General features: G+C 72.8%; 19 protein-coding genes. 7 read left to right on the forward strand and 12 right to left on the reverse strand.

What is annotated here, in order from left to right; translation table 11 throughout:
- From VFO68_RS03485 to VFO68_RS03495, 3 genes are all read right to left on the reverse strand, one after another.
- Positions 1-528: segregation and condensation protein A (locus tag VFO68_RS03485; protein WP_325156665.1), on the reverse strand; the 528-nt coding region annotated here is incomplete at its 3' end.
- The gene (locus VFO68_RS03490) at positions 528-896 is read right to left on the reverse strand and encodes a hypothetical protein (RefSeq protein WP_325156666.1); all 369 of its coding nucleotides are present in this window, start codon (positions 894-896) and stop codon (positions 528-530) included. The genes VFO68_RS03485 and VFO68_RS03490, both read right to left, overlap by 1 nt.
- The gene (locus VFO68_RS03495) at positions 893-1,810 is read right to left on the reverse strand and encodes a ParA family protein (protein ID WP_325156667.1); all 918 of its coding nucleotides are present in this window, start codon (positions 1,808-1,810) and stop codon (positions 893-895) included. The genes VFO68_RS03490 and VFO68_RS03495 overlap by 4 nt, the downstream gene beginning before the upstream one ends.
- Positions 1,811-1,917: 107 nt before the next feature.
- Here VFO68_RS03495 and VFO68_RS03500 point away from each other — a divergent pair, with 107 nt between their 5' ends.
- The 6 genes from VFO68_RS03500 to VFO68_RS03525 are packed head-to-tail and all read left to right on the forward strand — an operon-like array spanning position 1,918 to position 7,718.
- The gene (locus VFO68_RS03500) at positions 1,918-2,745 is read left to right on the forward strand and encodes an RDD family protein (RefSeq protein ID WP_325156668.1); all 828 of its coding nucleotides are present in this window, start codon (positions 1,918-1,920) and stop codon (positions 2,743-2,745) included.
- 45 nt (positions 2,746-2,790) lie between these two features.
- The gene (locus tag VFO68_RS03505; RefSeq protein ID WP_325156669.1) at positions 2,791-3,765 is read left to right on the forward strand and encodes a hypothetical protein; all 975 of its coding nucleotides are present in this window, start codon (positions 2,791-2,793) and stop codon (positions 3,763-3,765) included.
- 2 nt (positions 3,766-3,767) lie between these two features.
- Positions 3,768-4,373: a DUF4129 domain-containing protein gene (locus VFO68_RS03510; RefSeq protein WP_325156670.1), complete on the forward strand. Its 606-nt coding sequence runs from the start codon at positions 3,768-3,770 to the stop codon at positions 4,371-4,373.
- Positions 4,370-5,473: a DUF4350 domain-containing protein gene (locus tag VFO68_RS03515; RefSeq protein WP_325156671.1), complete on the forward strand. Its 1,104-nt coding sequence runs from the start codon at positions 4,370-4,372 to the stop codon at positions 5,471-5,473. The genes VFO68_RS03510 and VFO68_RS03515 overlap by 4 nt, the downstream gene beginning before the upstream one ends.
- Positions 5,473-6,423: a MoxR family ATPase gene (locus VFO68_RS03520; RefSeq protein WP_325156672.1), complete on the forward strand. Its 951-nt coding sequence runs from the start codon at positions 5,473-5,475 to the stop codon at positions 6,421-6,423. The genes VFO68_RS03515 and VFO68_RS03520 overlap by 1 nt, the downstream gene beginning before the upstream one ends.
- Positions 6,423-7,718 carry a DUF58 domain-containing protein gene (locus tag VFO68_RS03525; protein ID WP_325156673.1) on the forward strand — a complete coding sequence of 432 codons (1,296 nt, stop codon included), beginning with the start codon at positions 6,423-6,425 and terminating at the stop codon, positions 7,716-7,718. The genes VFO68_RS03520 and VFO68_RS03525 overlap by 1 nt, the downstream gene beginning before the upstream one ends.
- Before the next feature lie 3 nt (positions 7,719-7,721).
- Here VFO68_RS03525 and VFO68_RS03530 read toward each other — a convergent pair whose 3' ends face one another.
- From VFO68_RS03530 to ald, 5 genes are all read right to left on the reverse strand, one after another.
- Positions 7,722-9,164, reverse strand: coding sequence for a PKD domain-containing protein (locus VFO68_RS03530; RefSeq protein ID WP_325156674.1), 1,443 nt, complete (start codon positions 9,162-9,164; stop codon positions 7,722-7,724).
- 131 nt (positions 9,165-9,295) lie between these two features.
- On the reverse strand, positions 9,296-10,294 hold the full coding sequence (locus tag VFO68_RS03535) for a stage II sporulation protein M (protein WP_325156675.1): 999 nt from the start codon (positions 10,292-10,294) through the stop codon (positions 9,296-9,298).
- Positions 10,295-10,466: 172 nt separating this feature from the next.
- Positions 10,467-10,622 (reverse strand): hypothetical protein, encoded by a 156-nt coding sequence (locus VFO68_RS03540; protein WP_325156676.1) that lies wholly within the window; start codon positions 10,620-10,622, stop codon positions 10,467-10,469.
- A 70-nt stretch (positions 10,623-10,692) separates the two neighbouring features.
- Positions 10,693-11,580, reverse strand: coding sequence for a site-specific tyrosine recombinase XerD (locus VFO68_RS03545; protein ID WP_325156677.1), 888 nt, complete (start codon positions 11,578-11,580; stop codon positions 10,693-10,695).
- A gap of 14 nt (positions 11,581-11,594) precedes the next feature.
- The gene (gene ald / locus VFO68_RS03550; RefSeq protein WP_325156678.1) at positions 11,595-12,719 is read right to left on the reverse strand and encodes an alanine dehydrogenase; all 1,125 of its coding nucleotides are present in this window, start codon (positions 12,717-12,719) and stop codon (positions 11,595-11,597) included.
- 43 nt (positions 12,720-12,762) lie between these two features.
- Here ald and VFO68_RS03555 point away from each other — a divergent pair, with 43 nt between their 5' ends.
- Positions 12,763-13,476: a hypothetical protein gene (locus VFO68_RS03555; protein ID WP_325156679.1), complete on the forward strand. Its 714-nt coding sequence runs from the start codon at positions 12,763-12,765 to the stop codon at positions 13,474-13,476.
- Here VFO68_RS03555 and VFO68_RS03560 read toward each other — a convergent pair.
- The 4 genes from VFO68_RS03560 to VFO68_RS03575 are packed head-to-tail and all read right to left on the reverse strand — an operon-like array spanning position 13,473 to position 17,013.
- Positions 13,473-14,189 (reverse strand): FadR/GntR family transcriptional regulator, encoded by a 717-nt coding sequence (locus tag VFO68_RS03560; protein WP_325156680.1) that lies wholly within the window; start codon positions 14,187-14,189, stop codon positions 13,473-13,475. The two genes, VFO68_RS03555 and VFO68_RS03560, sit on opposite strands and share 4 nt — an antisense overlap.
- An 8-nt stretch (positions 14,190-14,197) precedes the next feature.
- On the reverse strand, positions 14,198-14,959 hold the full coding sequence (locus tag VFO68_RS03565; RefSeq protein WP_325156681.1) for a 3-oxoacyl-ACP reductase: 762 nt from the start codon (positions 14,957-14,959) through the stop codon (positions 14,198-14,200).
- Positions 14,960-16,327: an aldehyde dehydrogenase family protein gene (locus VFO68_RS03570; protein WP_325156682.1), complete on the reverse strand. Its 1,368-nt coding sequence runs from the start codon at positions 16,325-16,327 to the stop codon at positions 14,960-14,962.
- Complete coding sequence (locus VFO68_RS03575) at positions 16,324-17,013, reverse strand: gamma-glutamyl-gamma-aminobutyrate hydrolase family protein (RefSeq protein WP_325156693.1); 690 nt, start codon at positions 17,011-17,013, stop codon at positions 16,324-16,326. Before VFO68_RS03575 ends, VFO68_RS03570 begins: the two co-directional genes overlap by 4 nt.
- Positions 17,014-17,122: the final 109 nt, after the last annotated feature.

Below are 17,122 nucleotides of genomic sequence, written 5' to 3' on the forward strand. Positions count from 1 at the left end.
GGGCCGGAACACCGCCGCGGCGATCTCGGCGACCCGCGGGGCGTCGACGCCCAGCATCACCTCGGGCAGCAGGCTGGCGAAGCGGTCCTCCAGCGCGACCGACCGGGGGTAGCGGCGCAGCGCCCCCGCCTCCAACTCCCCGAACAGCGCCGCCACCTGCTTGTAGGCGCGGTACTGCAGCAGCCGGGCGAAGAGCAGGTCCCGGGCCTCCAGCAGGGCCAGGTCGTCCTCGTCCTCCACGTCGCCGGACGGCAGCAGCCGGGCCGCCTTCAGGTCCAGCAGGGTGGCCGCGACCACGAGGAACTCCGTGGTCTCGTCGAGGTTCCAGTCATCCCCCAACGAACGGATGTGCGCGATGAAGTCGTCGGTCACCCGATGCAGGGCGACCTCGGTGACGTCGAGCTCGTGCTGCGAGATGAGCTGCAACAGCAGGTCGAACGGGCCTTCGAAGTTGGCCAACTTGACCGTGAACCGGCTGCTCTCCGGCGTCGGCGCGACCTCATGGGGCGATGGAGCCACAACGGTCACTATGAAGCATCCTGCCGGAGCCGGCGCACGAGCAGGGAGTTCTCGCCGTTCTCCTCCAGGTCGGCGAGCATGATCGCGACGGCTTCCCGCACCACCCGGCCGCGGTCCACCGCCACCCCGTGTGCGGCGCGCAGGGCCAGCCGGGAGTGCTCCAGCGCCAACAACTCCTCGTCCGAGACGTACACGGTGATCTTGGAGGTGTGCTTCTGCCGGGGCGAGCCCCGGCGCGGCCTGGCCGGCCGGGCCCGGTGGCTCGCGGGCGGCGCACCGGCGTCGAACCAGTCGTCCCCCGGCGTCGGCTCCGGCCGGGGCAGACCGGTGGATCTGAACAGTTCCGCGGCACCCGGCAGCGACGTCCTCCGGGTCACCTGGCGATCACTTCCCGGGCGAGCTGGCGGTAGGCCTTGGCGCCCGCCGAACGGGGCGCCCAGCGGGTGATCGGCTCGCCGGCCACGGTGGTCTCCGGGAACCGCACCGTCCGGTTGATCACGGTGTCGAACACGATGTCGCCGAACGCCTCCAACACCCGGGCCATGACCTCGCGGTTGTGCACGGTGCGCGGGTCGAACATCGTGGCCAGGATGCCGGTGATGTCGAGCTTGGGGTTGAGCCGCTCGCGCACCTTGTCGATGGTGTCGATCAGCAGCGCCACCCCGCGCAGGCTGAAGAACTCGCACTCCAGCGGGATCAGCACACCGTCGGCGGCGGCCAGGGCGTTCACGGTGAGCAGGCCGAGCGAGGGCTGGCAGTCGATCAGGACGTAGTCGTAGTCGGGGACCACCGGCCGCAGCGCACGGACCAGCGTGTGCTCCCGGCCGACCTCGGACACCAGTTGGACCTCGGCGGCGGACAGGTCGATGTTGCTCGGCAGCAGGTCCATGCCCTCCACGCAGGTGGGGATCACCACGTCGTGGACGTCGGCCGAGCGTTCGATCAGCACGTTGTAGATGGTCTGCTCGAGCCGGTGGGCCGGGATGCCCAGGCCGACGGACAGCGCGCCCTGCGGGTCGAAGTCGACGATGAGCACGCGGCGGCCGAACTCGGTCAGCGCGGCGCCCAGGTTGATCGTGGAGGTGGTCTTGCCGACCCCGCCCTTCTGGTTGCACAGGGCCAGCACCTTGGCCGGGCCGTGGCTGGACAGCATCGGCGGCTCCGGGATGTGCCGGCGCGGCCGGCCGGTCGGCCCGGACCCGTTGATGCCGTCGTCGAGGGCTTCGTCGTCGTCGGAGGCAGCGCGTGGCGAAAGGCTCAGCTCACGTTCGGAGGTCTGAAATGTCGACATAGCGACCTGGCTCCTTGTCGTCCCGACAATCTCGGGCCGCATCTTATGGGCGGGTTCCGCCGGCAACGCCGAGGCTCGCCGGGCGGCGGCTCTGCAATAGTTGGCTTATGTCCGACCTGGTCACCGGCGAAGCCGTGGTTCTCGACCTGCGGCTGGCGCGGCTTGCCAGCCGAGGGATCGCCTTCGGCATCGACGTGGCCGTGCAGGCCGCCGTGCTGCTGGTGATCGGCATCCTCCTGGCCAACTCGTCGGCGGCCGACGACGGAGCCCTGCTGGCCGCGATTTCGATCGTGACCGCGGCGGCGGTGCTGGTCGGCTACCCGGTGACGTTCGAGACGCTGACCAGGGGCCGGTCCCTGGGCAAAATGGCGCTGGGCCTGCGGGTGGTGCGCGAGGACGGCGGCCCGATCCGGTTCCGTCAGGCGCTGGTGCGCGGACTGACCGGGCTCTTCGTCGACTTCTGGGTGCTGGGCCTGGGCGGCGCCGTCGCGGTCTTCGTGTCGCTGGCCTCGGCGAAGGGTAAGCGGGTCGGCGACTACCTGGCCGGCACCGTGGTGCTCCAGGAGCGGATCCCGGCCACCGAGGTCACGCCCCCGGCGATGCCGTACAGCCTCGCCGGCTGGGCCTCCGGACTCGACGTGGGCGCGGTGCCGGACGGTCTCGCGCTCGCCGTGCGGCAGTACCTCGCCCGCTACGACCAGCTGGACCCGGGCGCCCGGGGCGTCCTCGGCGCCCGGCTGGCCACCGAGGTCTGCGGTCACCTCAGGGTGCCCGTCCCGACCACCGGCTGGGCCCGCGAACATCTGGCCGCCGTGCTGGCCGAGCGCCGGGCCCGCGAGGAGGCCCGGCAGTGGGCGCCACCCCCCGCCCGGCCCGATCCGCAACCGCCCTCCACCGCCCGCGCGGAGAACAACCCGTTCGCACCGCCAGGCTGACCACCGTCTGGCAGTATGTCGATCCCATCGACGGAGGGGACCCCGATGACGGACGGACCGAACTGGGCGAGCCCGGACCAACAGCCCGGACCGCAGCCCGCCGCGGCGGCGCCACCGCCGCCCGGCTGGCAGACGCCACCCAGCCCGCCCAAACCCGGCGTGATCCCGCTGCGCCCGCTGGGTCTCGGCGAGATCCTGGACGGCGCGGTCTCCACGATGCGCCGCCACCCGAAGCTCACGCTCGGCATCTCCGCGATCGTCGTGACGGTGAGCCAACTGCTGATCCTGGCCGGCACCTACTGGCTGCTCGACGACATCGCGGCGGCGGCCACCATCGACGAGAACACGCCGACCGACGAGGTCTTCGCGCTGCTCGGCAAGTCCCTGACGGTGATCGGCATCACCCTGGTCGTCACGTTGCTGTTCCGGGTGTTCCTGGCCGGCTTCCTCACCATCGTGGTGGGCAAGGCGGTGCTCGGTCAGCCCATCTCCTTCGCCGAGGAATGGGAGCAGGTGCGACCCCGGCTGCTGCCGCTGCTCGGGTTGACACTGGTCATTCCGGCAATCGTCTTCGGCGCCGCGGTGCTCGTGGCCCTGCTCGTGGTCATGATCCCGCCGGTGGGGATCCTGCTGTTCATCGCGGCGATCCCGGTCGCGATCTGGCTGTTCGTGCTGTTCTCGCTGGCCACCCCCGCGCTGATGCTGGAACACGCCACGGTCGGCCGGGCCTTCGGGCGGTCCCGCCTGCTGGTGCGCGGGTCGTGGTGGCGCATCTTCGGCATCACCGTGCTCGCGTCGCTGCTCGCCACCGTGGTCGCACTGATCATCAACATCCCGTTCAACCTGATCGCCGGTAATAACATCACCCTGGCGGCCGTGACCCTCACCACGGTCGGCGCGATCATCTCCAGCACCGTCACCGAACCTTTCGCGGCGGGTGTGAACGTCCTGCTCTACACCGACCAGCGGATCCGCCGGGAAGGGATGGACATCGAACTGGCCAGGGCGGCCGCCGGGTGATCATGATCCCGGTGGAGGTGGCCCCGGACGAGGCCCGCGACGCCGCCATCCGGGAGCTGTCCGACCCCATCTACTCGGCCGCCGATCCGACGTTATTCGAAAAGATCGGCGACTGGCTGGTCGACCTGCTCGACGGCATCGGGTCGGTCGGGCCGGGCGGCCTGGTCGGGTTGGTCGTGCTGGCCCTCGCGGTGGCGCTGACGGTGGTGATCGTCCGGCTGCGCACCGGCCGGATCGCCCGAGCCGGGCGCCGGCCGGGGGCACTGTTCGACGGGCCTGGGCGGACCGCCGAGGACCACCGGCGGGCCGCCGCGGCCGCGGCCGGCCGGGGCGACCTCGCCGAGGCCATCCTCGAACGGTTCCGGGCGATCGTGCGGGAGCTCGAGCAGCGCGGCGTCGTCGACGAGCTGTCCGGCCGCACCGTGGACGAGATCGCCGCCATGGCCGGAGCCGCGCTGCCGGCCCACGCGCCCGCCCTGTCCGGCGCGGCCCGGGTGTTCGACGACGTGATCTACGGCGGCCGGCCGGCCACGGTGGACGGCTACCAGGCTTTGACGCGGGTGGACGACCAGCTCCGGCAGGCCCGCCCGCGGCTGGTCCGGACATGAGCACCTCGGTCTCCCCCGACGTCCGCACCGTGTGGCGCGCGGCGCGCGGGCCGGTCGCGATCCTGCTGGTGATCATCGCCGCCGGGGTCGGGATCGCGCTGGCGCGTGGCTCGGCAACCGGGGGCGACCTGGACCCGCGCTCGGTCACCTCCGGCGGCAGCCGCGCCCTGGCCCGGCTGCTGGAGGCCCAGGGGGTCCGGATCGAACTCGCGCTGACCGCCGAGCAGGCGCGCGAAGCCCTCGACGCGGGCGGCCCGGCCACGCTGCTGGTCACCCAGCCCGGGTGGGTGGCGCCGGAGCGGGTCGCGGAGCTGCGCGGACGGTCCGCCCGGCTGGTGCTGGTCACCCCGCCCCCGGAACTGCTGAGCGAGCTGGGCCTGCCGGTGCGGGCGGACGGCCGCACCGCGGTCACCGACCTCCCCCCGGACTGCCGCTACGACCACGCGGGCACGGCCACGATGGGCGGCGACCGGTACGCCGGCCCGGGCGAGCTGTGCTACGAGCGGAGCCTGGCCCGGCTGACCGGGATCACGCTGCTCGGCACCGGCGCCCCGCTGACCAACGACCGGCTCGACGAGCAGGGCAATGCCGCGCTGTCCATGCGGCTGCTCGGCGAGCACGAGCGGCTGGTCTGGTACGTGCCCTCGCTGGGCGATACGGCGGCGCTGCCCGAATCGCGCCCGCTGGTCGACCTGCTGCCCGCCGGATGGAAGTTCGGCCTGGTCCAGCTGGCGATCGCGATCGGCGTCGTGGCGCTGTGGCGGGCCCGCCGGCTCGGCCCGGTGGTGACCGAGCCGCTGCCGGTGGTGGTGCGGGCGGCGGAGACGGTGGAGGGTCGCGCCCGGCTCTACCGCCGGGTCGGCGCGGCCGGCCACGCCGCGAACGCGTTGCGGCAGGCGAGCAGGGACCGGCTGGTCGGCCGGCTCGGCCTGCCCCGCGACGCCCCGCCCGAAGCCGTCGCCGGCGCCGTTGCCGGGCGGACCGGGCGGCCGGCTCCGGCGGTCCACGACCTGCTGTACGGTCCGCCACCGGCCGGCGACGCCGCGCTGGTCCGGCTCGCGGACGACCTGGACGTTCTGGAGAACGAGGTGACCCACTGATGAATGACGCCCGGGAAGCACTGGTCGGGCTGCGCGCCGAGGTCGGCAAGGCCGTCGTGGGCAACGACGCCGCGGTGACCGGCCTGATCGTCGCGCTGCTGTGCCGGGGACACGTGCTGGTCGAGGGCGTGCCGGGGGTGGCCAAGACGCTGCTGGTCCGGGCGCTGGCCACGGCGCTGGACCTGACCACCACCCGGATCCAGTTCACCCCGGACCTGATGCCCGGCGACGTCACCGGGTCGCTGGTCTACGACGCGCACTCGGCGGAGTTCTCGTTCCGCGAGGGCCCGGTGTTCACCAACCTGCTGCTCGCCGACGAGATCAACCGGACGCCGCCGAAGACACAGTCCGCGCTGCTGGAGGCCATGGAGGAGCGCCAGGTGTCGGTGGACGGGCGGCCGCGCATGCTGCCCGACCCGTTCGTCGTGATCGCCACCCAGAACCCGGTCGAGTACGAGGGCACCTACCCGCTGCCCGAGGCGCAGCTGGACCGGTTCCTGTTCAAGCTCACCATGCCGCTGCCGTCCCGGGCCGACGAGGTGGGCGTGCTGGAGCGGCACGCCGCCGGGTTCGACCCGCGGGACCTGGCCGCGGCCGGGCTGCGCGCGGTGGCCGGGGTGGCGGAGCTGGACGCGGGGCGGGCGGCGGTGCGCGCGGTGACGCTGGATCCGCAGGTAATCGGCTACGTGGTGGACCTGTGCCGGGCCACCCGGTCGGCTCCAGCGGTGCGGCTGGGCGTCTCGCCGCGCGGAGCGACCGCGCTGATGACCGCGGCCCGGGCCTGGGCGTGGCTGTCCGGCCGGGACTACGTGACCCCGGACGACGTGAAGACGCTGGCGCGGCCCGCGTTGCGGCACCGGATCGAGCTGCGGGCGGAGGCCGAGCTGGAAGGGGCGAGTGCCGACGGGGTGCTGGACGGCATCCTGGCGACCGTGCCGGTGCCACGCTGATGGCGCTCACCGGCCGGGCCGGCCTGGTCGCGCTCGCGGGCGTGCTCGTGGTCGGGCTGGTGCTGCCGTCCTGGACCGGGATCTTCCTGATGGGCGCGGTGGTGCTGCTGGGCGTCCTGGTGGATCTCGCGCTCGCGCCGCGCGTGCGGGGCCTGACCTTCAGCCGCGGCGGCGACACCTCGGTGCGGCTGGGCCGGCCGGCCACGGTGACGCTCACGATCGGCAACCCGGGCCGGCGACCGGTGCGGGGCCGGGTCCGGGACGCCTGGCCGCCGAGCGCCGGTGTCGCGGTGGACCGGCACGAGTTGGCGGTCCCGGCCGGCACCCGGCGCACGATCAGCACCGTGCTGGAGCCGACCCGGCGCGGCGACCGGCAGGCGCACCGGGTGACCGTGCGCGCGGTGGGGCCGCTCGGCCTGGCCGCCCGGCAGGGCTCGCACGTGGTGCCGTGGACGGTGCGGGTGCTGCCGGCGTTCGACAGCAGGCGGCACCTGCCGGCCCGGCTGGCCCGGCTGCGCGAGCTGGACGGCCGGCAGGCGGTGCTGGTGCGTGGGCAGGGCACGGAGTTCGACTCGCTGCGGGAGTACGTGGTCGGCGACGACGTCCGGTCGATCGACTGGCGGGCCTCGGCCCGGGCGGCGGACGTGATGGTGCGCACCTGGCGGCCGGAACAGGGCCGGCACATCGTGCTGGTGCTCGACACCGGCCGCACCTCCGCCGGCCGCGTCGGCGACGCCCCGCGTCTCGATGCCCTCATGGACGCCGCGCAACTGCTCGCCGCGCTCGCCTCCCGCGCGGGCGACCGGGTGGATCTGCTCGCCTACGACCGCCGGGTGCGGGCCGCGGTCCAGGGCGCCTCCGGCGGTGAGCTGCTGTCCGCCCTCGTCAACGCCATGGCCGTCGTGGAACCGGAACTGGTCGAGTCGGACGCCCGTGGCATGGTCGCCGAGGTAATGCGCCGGGCCCGGCACCGCTCGCTGGTCGTCCTGCTCACCGGCCTGGACCCCGCCCCACTGGAACAAGGCCTGCTCCCGGTACTCCCCCTGCTCACCGCCCGCCACCTGCTCCTGATCGCCGGCGTCACCGACCCCCGGGTCGCTGAGCTGGCCCACGCCCGAGGCGACGCCGAAGCGGCTTATGCCGCCGCAGCCGCCGAACGCGCCCTCACCGAACGCCGCCACGTCACGACAATGCTGGCCCGGCACGGCGTCGAGGTCGTCGACGCCGTACCGGACCAGTTGCCACCCACGTTGGCCGACCGGTATCTGGCCCTCAAAGCCGCCGGCCGGCTCTAACCGTCAGCGACGCCCAGGCCGCCGACGACGGGCCAGCAGGACAAACCCGACACCCAAGGCCAGGGCCACCCCACCAACCACGAGTTCCCAACCGGTGTTCGCGCCGGTCACCATCAGCACGTACCCACCGGACGTGGACGCCTCCGGCGCCACCGTGATCGACTGGCTCGTCGCCGCCGCGGTCGCGTCGCCGTTGCGCACCACCATCCGGCCGTTGTAGACGACCTCGGTGGAGGTCCCGCCGCTACTGGTCAGCGTCAGCGTCACCGTGAAGTTGCCCGGCTGCGCATATTCATGCGTCGTGGTCGGCGTCGTCTCCGGCTTCAGAGGAGTCCCATCCCCGAAGTCCCACGTGTAGGTCTTAATACTCCCGAACTGCACAGTCGACGCCGAAGCATCGAACGCCACCGGCGACTTGGCCGCGTCCACCGTGAACGACGCGACCGGAGCCTGGTCCGGAGTGACCGCCACGTCGAAGAGCGACGGACCCGCGCCGCCAGGCACGCTGGCGCCGGCCGTGTTGGTCTCGAGGTCGATGGGGACGACGTTGCCGGCCGCGGTGACCACAATGGCGATGGCACCGTCCGGAGTGATCGTGATGTCGCTCGGAATACCCGCGCCGGCGATGGGGATTACGGTGCCGAGAGTCCCATTGCTCATGGGGTAGGCGGCGTTCCCGGAGGTGGCGACGTAGACGGTGGCCCCGTCGGGCGTGATGGTGAGACCGACCGGAGTGCTGGGCACCGGGACCGCCGTTCCGGCCGTGTTGGCGCTCGTGTCGATCGGAACGATCGCGTTGGCCGTCGAGGTGGCCACATACAGGGTGCTTCCGTCGGGAGTGATCGTGAAGGCGACCGGAAGACCGCCGACCGGGATCGCGGTGCCGGGCGTGCCGGTGCCGGTGTCGACGGGGATGACCTCGTTCGCGCCCGTGTCCCCTACATAGATGGTGCTGCCGTCGGGGGTCATGGCAATGGGGCCCAAGGGGCCACCGACGGGGATGGCTGCGCCGACCGTGTTGGTGGCGGTGTCAATGGGAAAGATCCCGCCGGCAAAACTTTCGACGACATAGGCGGTGGCGCCGTCCGGGGCGATCGCGATGCTGACCGGCGTACCGCCGATCGGAATGGCGGCGCCCGGGGTGCCGCCGACGAGGTCGACGGGGATGACCGTTCCAGCCGTCCCGTCGACGACGTAGGCGGTGGCGCCGTCCGGCGTGATGGCGATGGCCCTGTTGTCCGCGCCGACGCCGATCGGACTGTCGACGGTGCCGGCCTCGGCGTCGATCGGCGCAAGAGCGGCGGCGCCGACAGCGTAGGCAATCAATGGGTCGCCGGTCGGTTGGGCGGCGGCCGCGGGGGCGGCGGCGATGGCGGGCCAGGTGGCGAGGGCCATGGCGGCGAGGAGGCCGGCGGCGCGCTGGCGTTTCCGGTGGTGCTGATGCATGGGCATCTCCTGTGACGGGGTTCAGGACGTCGGCATCCTGCCGTCCACACAGGACGAAGACCGGTCAGAACGGCGTCGGCTACCCGATCAGCACCCGGTCGGGGGACGGTTCTTACCTGACCGGGTGGATTTCACCCCACCATCGGGAGGGAATCGCCGGCCTCGATGTCGCCGGTGTGGCCGGCCAGGGTGGCGCGGCGGCCGAGGATGAACACGTAGCCGAGGAACAACAGCTCCGCCGCGACCCCGATGCCCACCCGGGCCCAGGTCGGCAGCCCCGACGGCGTCACGAACGCCTCGATCACGCCGGAGATCAGCAGCACGCAGACCAGCCCCAGAGCGACGCCGGCCACCGTGCGACCCTGCCGGGCCAGCGCGTCGGCCCGGGTCCGGCGGCCCGGGTCGATCACCGTCCAACCCAGCCGCAGCCCGGCGCCGGCCGCCACGAACAACGCCGTCAGCTCCAGCAGCCCGTGCGGCGATATCAGGCCCAGGAAGATGTCGAACCGCCCCGCCGCCGCCATCAACCCGGCGGCGACCCCCACGTTGACCGCGTTCACCACGATGATCACCACGACCGGGATGCCGAACAGCACCCCGAGCACCAGGCAGCCCGCGGCGAGCCAGGCGTTGTTGGTCCAGACCTGCGCGGCGAACGAGGCGGCCGGCGCCGAGGAGTAGTACGACTCGAACGCGCCGCCGGGCGCGGTCAGCTCCTTGATCTCCTCAGGCGCCGCGATCGAGGCCTGCACCTGCGGATCCGTGGCGACCCAGGCGGCCAGCAGCCCACTCAGCACCAGGAACACGGCCGCCGCGCCGACCCACCACCACCGCGCCCGGTACAGCGCCGCCGGCAGCTCCCGCGCGAAGAACAGCCCGATCCCCCGCCAGCTCTGCCCGTGCGATCCGGTCACCGCCGAACGCGCCCGCGCCACCAACGTGGACAGCCGGCCGAGCAGCGCCGGGTCCGGCGCCGTGGCCCGAACGATCGACAGGTGTGTGGCCGCCCGTTGGTACAGCACGACCAGTTCGTCGGCCTCCGGCCCGGACAACCGCCCGCCGCGCCGCACCAGCGCCCCCAACCGGTCCCACTCGCCCCGGTGCGCCGCCACGAACACGTCGATATCCACGCCACGCAGCCTAGACAAGTAACCTGATCTTCGTGTCGGCCAGCCGAACCGCGCGGTCCGTCGCGCGCCGCCGCCCGTCGCTGTTCGCCGGTCTCGACTGCCGGGCCTGAACTCGCCACCACCGAAGTGTTCGAAGTGGACCGTCCGAAAACCCAGGCCCGCAAAAGGAGCGCTAGAAGATCGCGATCAGCAGGATGATGATCACCGCTGCGGCGATCAGGATGGGAACGATGGGGGCGCCCGGGTTGCGGCGGTAGTGGCTGCGAACGGTGGTGCTGCGGAACAAGCCCCCCGGTACGGTGCGGCGGTGGCGGCGGACCCAGGCCATGTCTCACTCACTCCCATCGATTGTTCCTGTGCTGGGAGGGTTCCCGGTGATCCGGTGCGGCAAACCCGGGTCAGGCGAGGGCGCGGGGGTGGGCGGTGGCGTAGATCTCGCGCAGGGTGGTGACGGTGACCAGGGTGTAGATCTGGGTGGTGGTCACCGAGGCGTGGCCCAGCAGTTCCTGGACGACGCGGACGTCGGCGCCGCCTTCGAGCAGGTGGGTGGCGAAGGAGTGGCGCAGGGTGTGCGGGGAGACGGGAACCGTGATGGCGGCGCGTTCGGCCGCGGTTTTCAGGATCTGCCAGGCACTTTGCCGGGACAGCCGGCCGCCGCGGGCATTGAGGAACACCGCGGGGGTGCCGCGGCCCCGAGTGGCCAGATCAGGGCGGGTGCGGACCAGGTAGGCATCCAAGGCAGCGAGGGCGGGGCGGCCGATCGGGACCAGGCGTTGCTTGCCGCCTTTGCCGTCCAGCAGGGCGGTTCGTTCATGACCGTCGATGTCGTCGAGGTCGAGGCCGACGGCTTCGGAGATCCGGGCGCCGGTGGAGTACAGCAGTTCCAGCAGGGCCCGGTCGCGCAGCGGGGTGGTCGACTCCAGCAGGCGCAACACGTCATCGAGCGGCAGGGCCTTGGGCAGGCGGCGGGGGGCGGCGGGCGGGCGGACGTCGCGGGCCGGGTCGACCGGGACCAGGCCCTCGCGGACGGCGAAGCGGTGCAGGCCCCGCACGGCGACCAGGGCCCGGGCGGCCGAGGACGCGGCCAGCGGCGGGTGCTCGGCGGTGCCCTCCCGCAGCGTGGCCAGAAACGCCGACACGTGCCGCTCGGTGATCGCCGAAAGCGTGTCGATGCCGCACCCGCTCAGGTGGTCGGCGTACCGGCGCAGATCGCGCGCGTAGCCGTCCAGGGTGTGCCGGGAGGTGCCCCGCTCCACCGCGAGATGGTCCAGGTAACCGGTGATCACACCGGCCACCTCGGTCAGGCCGCACCGCCGATCGCACCCACCAGCGGCGTGAACGGCATCCCGTGCGCCGCCGCCACCTCCTCCAGCACCACCGCGCCGCCGTGCACGTTGACCCCGCGGGCCAACGCCGGGTCGTCCCGCACGGCACCGGCGAACCCCTTGTCGGCCAAGGCGAGCGCGTAGGGCAGGGTCACGTTGGTCAGCGCCCAGGTGGACGTGTTCGGCACCGCGCCGGGCATGTTGGCCACGCAGTAGAACACCGAGTTGTGCACGGTGAACGTGGGATCGGCGTGCGTGGTCGGCCGCGAGTCCTCGAAGCAGCCGCCCTGGTCGATCGCGATGTCCACCAGCACCGAGCCGGGCCGCATCTGCGCCACCAACTCGTTGCTCACGAGTTTCGGCGCCTTCGCCCCCGGCACCAGCACCGCGCCGATCACCAGATCCGCCCAGCGGCAGGCCTTGTCCACCTCGTAGGCGTTGCTGGCGACGGTCTGCAGGTGCCCCCGGTAGGTGAAGTCGATCTCCCGCAGCCGGTTGATGTTGTTGTCCAGCACCACCACCTCGCCCTGCAGGCCCAGCGCGATGCTGGCGGCGTTCATCCCGGCCACCCCGGCGCCGATCACCGCGACCTTGCCGGCCGGCACTCCGGACACCCCGCCGAGCAGCACGCCCCGCCCGCCCTGCGCCCGCTCCAGGCAGTGCGCCCCGACCTGCGGCGCCATCCGGCCGGCGACCTCGCTCATCGGCGCGAGCAGCGGCAGCGCGCGGTCGGCGGTCTGCACGGTCTCGTAGGCGATCGCCGTGCTGCCCGCGTCGACCAGCGCCCGGGTGCACTCCTCGTTGGCCGCCAGGTGCAGGTAGGTGAACAGGATCTGGCCCCGGCGCAGCCGGCCGTACTCCTCCGGCATCGGCTCCTTGACCTTGAGCACGAGGTCGGCCTCGGCCCAGGTGTCGTCGGCCGTCGGGGCGATCTTGGCGCCGGCCGCCAGATAGTCGGTGTCGGGCACCAGCGAGCCGACGCCCGCGCCGGTCTCGATCAGCACCTCATGACCGCGATGCACCAGTTCGACCACCCCGGCCGGGGTGATCGCGACCCGGTACTCGTGGTTCTTCACCTCACGGGGAACTCCGATCAACACCCGCCACAGGGTAGCCCTCCTGCGCCCTGTCAGCATGAGTTCCATGTCCGGGGACCGGTCGATCGCGGAGCTGGGCCTGACCGCGGACCTGCGCACCGAGCCATGGCACTACCCAGGCCCGTTCCTGCCGTTCTCCTGCCTGCAGGTCGGCGACCGGCTCACCCCGCTGGAGACCGGACCCGACGTGGTCCGCGAGCTGCGCCGGGCCGGGGTCGACCCGCGCGCCTGCCGGTTCGTGCTGGGCCTCGGCAGCAACGCCAACCCGGACGTGCTGCGCCGCAAGTTCGAGCGCCGGGGGGTGTCCACCACGATCCCGCACGTGCTGGGCAGCCTGGCCGGCATCGCGCTCGGCTACTCCGCCCACGTCAGCCTGGTCGGCTTCGTGCCGGCCTCGCCCTACCCCGAGCCGGACTCCCGGGCCCGGGTCGTGGTGTCGGTGCTGACCGAGGAGCAGCTCGGCTGTCTGGACGCGACCGAGCCGAACTACCACCGGATCGCGGCGTCCAGTTCGGACCTGCGGCTGCCGTTCGCCATGGAGCTGCCGGCCGAGGTGTACTACTACGAGTCCAAATGGGGCGTTCTGGCCGGCGGCGACGGAAGCCCGCTGCCGTTCGGCACCCAGCAGACCGTGTTCGCGGAGCTGGCCGCGTGGGGCCTGCTGCCGGCGGACCCCGCCGAGCGTCTGACCCGCGAGCTCGCCACGCGACCGGAGCTGCGCGAACGGGTCAGCCGCGCGTTATCCCGGTACCGGTGCTAGGAGAGGAAGCCGCGCAGCAGCGCGGCGGTGCCGTCCAGGTGCTCGGCCATCGCGCGGCGGGCGCCGGCCGGGTCGCCGACCAGGATGCGCGCCACCACCCGGCGGTGCTGCGCGTGCGAGTGCTCAATGTTGGTGTCCAGCAACGGAATCGCGTCCAGTAGCTCGTTGACCCGGATCCGCACGTCGGCGACCGCGCTGGTGAGCAGGCCGGACGCGGTGGCCTCGGCGATCGCCAGGTGCAGGCGGGAGTCCCGGCGCCGGTACTCGGCCGGGTCGGTCGTGCCGGCCTCCTCCAGCGCCACCCGCAGGTGCTCCCGGTCGGCGGCGGTCAGCTCGCGGCGGGCGGCCGCCTCGGCGGCCCCGGTTTCCAGCACCCGGCGCAGGGTCAGCACGTCCTCGAGCCCGGCGGCGAGCTCCTCGCGCGGCCGGCCACCCCCGACCGGCGGCAGCACCTCGGTGACGAACGTGCCGCCGTAGCGGCCGCGCCGCGACTCGACGTAGCCGGCGGCGGCCAGCGCCCGGATCGCCTCGCGCAGCGTCACCCGGCTCACCCCGAGCCGGGCGGCCAGGTCCCGCTCGGCCGGCAGCCGCTCCCCCGGCCCGGCCACGCCGAGCCGGATCGCCTGCAGCAGTCGCTCGACGGTCTCCTCGAAGGCGTTGCCGGTGCGGACGGGACGGAACACCGCCTCGCCCGCACTGGCCAGAGTGGACATCGGCGCTCCTACAGCGGCGTCACGTACGCGCCCGAGATGCCGCCGTCCACCAGGAACGTCGACGCGGTGATGAACGAGGCGTCGTCGCTGGCCAGGAACGCGACCGCGGCGGCGATCTCCGCCGGTTCGGCGAACCGGCCGACCGGGACGTGCACCAGCCGACGGGCCGCCCGCTCCGGGTCCTTGGCGAACAACTCCTTGAGCAGCGGGGTGTTCACCGGACCGGGGCACAGCGCGTTCACCCTGATTCCCTCGCGGGCGAACTGCACGCCCAGCTCCCGGCTCATCGCCAGCACGCCGCCCTTTGACGCGGTGTAGGAGATCTGGGAGGTGGCCGCGCCCATGACCGCCACGAACGACGCGGTGTTGATGATCGAGCCCCGGCCGGCCCGGCGCATGTGCGGCAACACGTACTTGCAGCACAGGTACACCGAGGTCAGGTTGACCCGCTGGACGTGCTCCCAGGCCTCGATCCCGGTGGTGAGGATCGAGTCGTCCTCGGGCGGGGAGATGCCGGCGTTGTTGAACGCGATGTCCACCCGGCCGTGGCCGGTCGCGACCGAGTCGAACATCGCCTCGACCGCGGCCTCGTCGGTCACGTCGCAGGTGATCGCCTCGCCGCCGGTCTCCTTGGCCAGCGTGGCGATCGCGTCGGTGTTGACGTCCACCGCGACGACCACCGCGCCCTCGGCGGCGAACCTGCGCGCGGTGGCCAGGCCGATCCCGCTCGCCGCACCGGTGATCACCGCGACCCGATCCTGTAGGCGCACCTAGTCCTCCGTAGCCAGAAACACGTTCTTCGTCTCGGTGAACGCGGCCAGGGCGTCCGGCCCGAGCTCGCGGCCGAGACCGGACTGTTTGACCCCGCCGAACGGGGTCCAGTACCGCACCGACGAGTGCGAGTTCACCGACAGGTTCCCCGCCTCGACCGCGCGGGCCACCCGCAGCGCCCGGCCGACGTCCCGGGTCCAGATCGAGCCGGACAGGCCGTACTCGGTGGCGTTGGCCATCCGGATCGCGTCGGCCTCGTCGTCGAAGGCCTGCACGGTGACCACCGGGCCGAAGATCTCCTCCACCACCGTGCGGTCGGCCGGCGAGGACGGCAGCAGAACCGTTGGCGGGAACCAGAACCCGGGCCCGTCCGGAGCGTGGCCGCGGAAGGCCACCGGGGCGTCGTCCGGCACGTAGGCGGCCACGCTGGACCGGTGCGCCGCCGAGATCAGCGGACCCATCTCGGTCTTCTCGTCGGCCGGGTCACCGACGACGACCCCGCGCACGGCCGGCTCCAGCAGCTCCAGGAACCGGTCGAACACGTTGCGCTGCACCAGGATCCGGGACCGGGCGCAGCAGTCCTGGCCGGCGTTGTCGAACACGCCGTAGGGCGCGGACGCGGCGGCCCGCTCCAGATCGGCGTCGGCGAAGACGATGTTGGCGTTCTTGCCGCCCAGCTCCAGGGTCAACCGCTTCACCTGGTCCGCGCACCCGGCCATGATCCGCTTGCCGACCTCGGTCGAACCGGTGAACACGATCTTCCGCACCGCCGGATGCTCGACGAACCGTTGACCCACAACGGATCCCTTGCCGGGCAGCACCTGGAACACGTCGGCCGGCAGCCCGGCCGACCGGGCAAGTTCGGCCAGCCGCAGTGCGGTCAGCGGGGTGAGCTCGGCCGGTTTGAGCACCACGGTGTTACCGGCGGCCAGCGCCGGCGCGAAGCCCCAGCCGGCGATCGGCATCGGGAAGTTCCACGGCACGATCACCCCGACCACGCCGAGCGGCTCGGCGAAGGTGATGTCCACGCCGCCGGGCGCCGGGATCTGCCGGCCGAACAACCGTTCCGGCGCGGCCGCGTAGTAGTGCAGGACGTCGGCGACGTTGCCGGCCTCCCAGCGAGCGTTGCCGATGGTGTGCCCGGAGTTGGCCACCTCCAGGCGGGCCAGGTTCTCCTGGTCGGCGCGCACCGCCTCGGCGAACGCGCGCAGCAGCCGGGCCCGCTCGCCCGGGGCGACCGCGCGCCACGCCGGCCCGGCGGCCACGGCCCGCCCGATCGCCGCGTCGGTCTGCTCCGCCGAGGTCAGCTCGACCGTCTCGACCACCTGCTCGGTGGCCGGGTTGATCACGTCGAAGGTGGCCGTCATGCCCGCTCCCGGGCCGCGCGAACCAACGCCTCGAACAACCGGATGTCCGTGGTGTCCTCCTCCGGATGCCATTGGATTCCCATCGCGAAGGGCGCTGCCGGCAGTTCGACCGCCTCGACCGACCCGTCGGGCGCCCACGCCACCGGGACCAGACCGGCGCCCAGCGCGTCGAGGCCCTGATGATGGTGGCACGCCACCTCCACCTCGTGCCCGAGGTATCCGGCCAGCCGGCTGTCCGGCGCGATCTTCACCGGCACCCGGCCGAACACACCTGGCGCGGGCAGGTGGGCGGTGTGACCCAGCCGGTCCGGCAGATGCTGGTGCAGGGTGCCGCCGAGGCCGACGTTGAGAATCTGCATGCCCCGGCACACGCCCAGCAGCGGAATGCCGGTACGCAGCGCCACGTCGAGCAACGCCAGCTCGGTGGCGTCCCGCTCGGCCCGGGGCCGGCCGGTCTCCGGGTGCGGCGGCCGGTCGTAGCCGGCCGGATCGAGGTCCGGACCACCCGCCAGCACCAGAGCGTCCAACCGGGACACCGCCGTGGCGCTCCACGAGCCGACCGGCGGCAGCAACACGGGGGTGCCGCCGGCGGCGACCACGCAGTCCAGGTAGCCCCGGCCGAGCACGGCCGCCGGGATGTCCCACACCCCGAACCGGGTCTGCTCCAGGTAGCAGGCGATTCCGATGAGCGGCCTGGAAACGGCTCCGTCAGCGTTCCGACCAGGGTGACCAGCTGCGCGCGCCCCCGGCCGAAGGCCCGGATTCGTGGCGGCAGGCCACCGACGTGCCAGACCG

Source organism: Actinophytocola sp., from assembly GCF_035712165.1.
Classification (GTDB): Bacteria; Actinomycetota; Actinomycetes; order Mycobacteriales; family Pseudonocardiaceae; genus DASYTH01.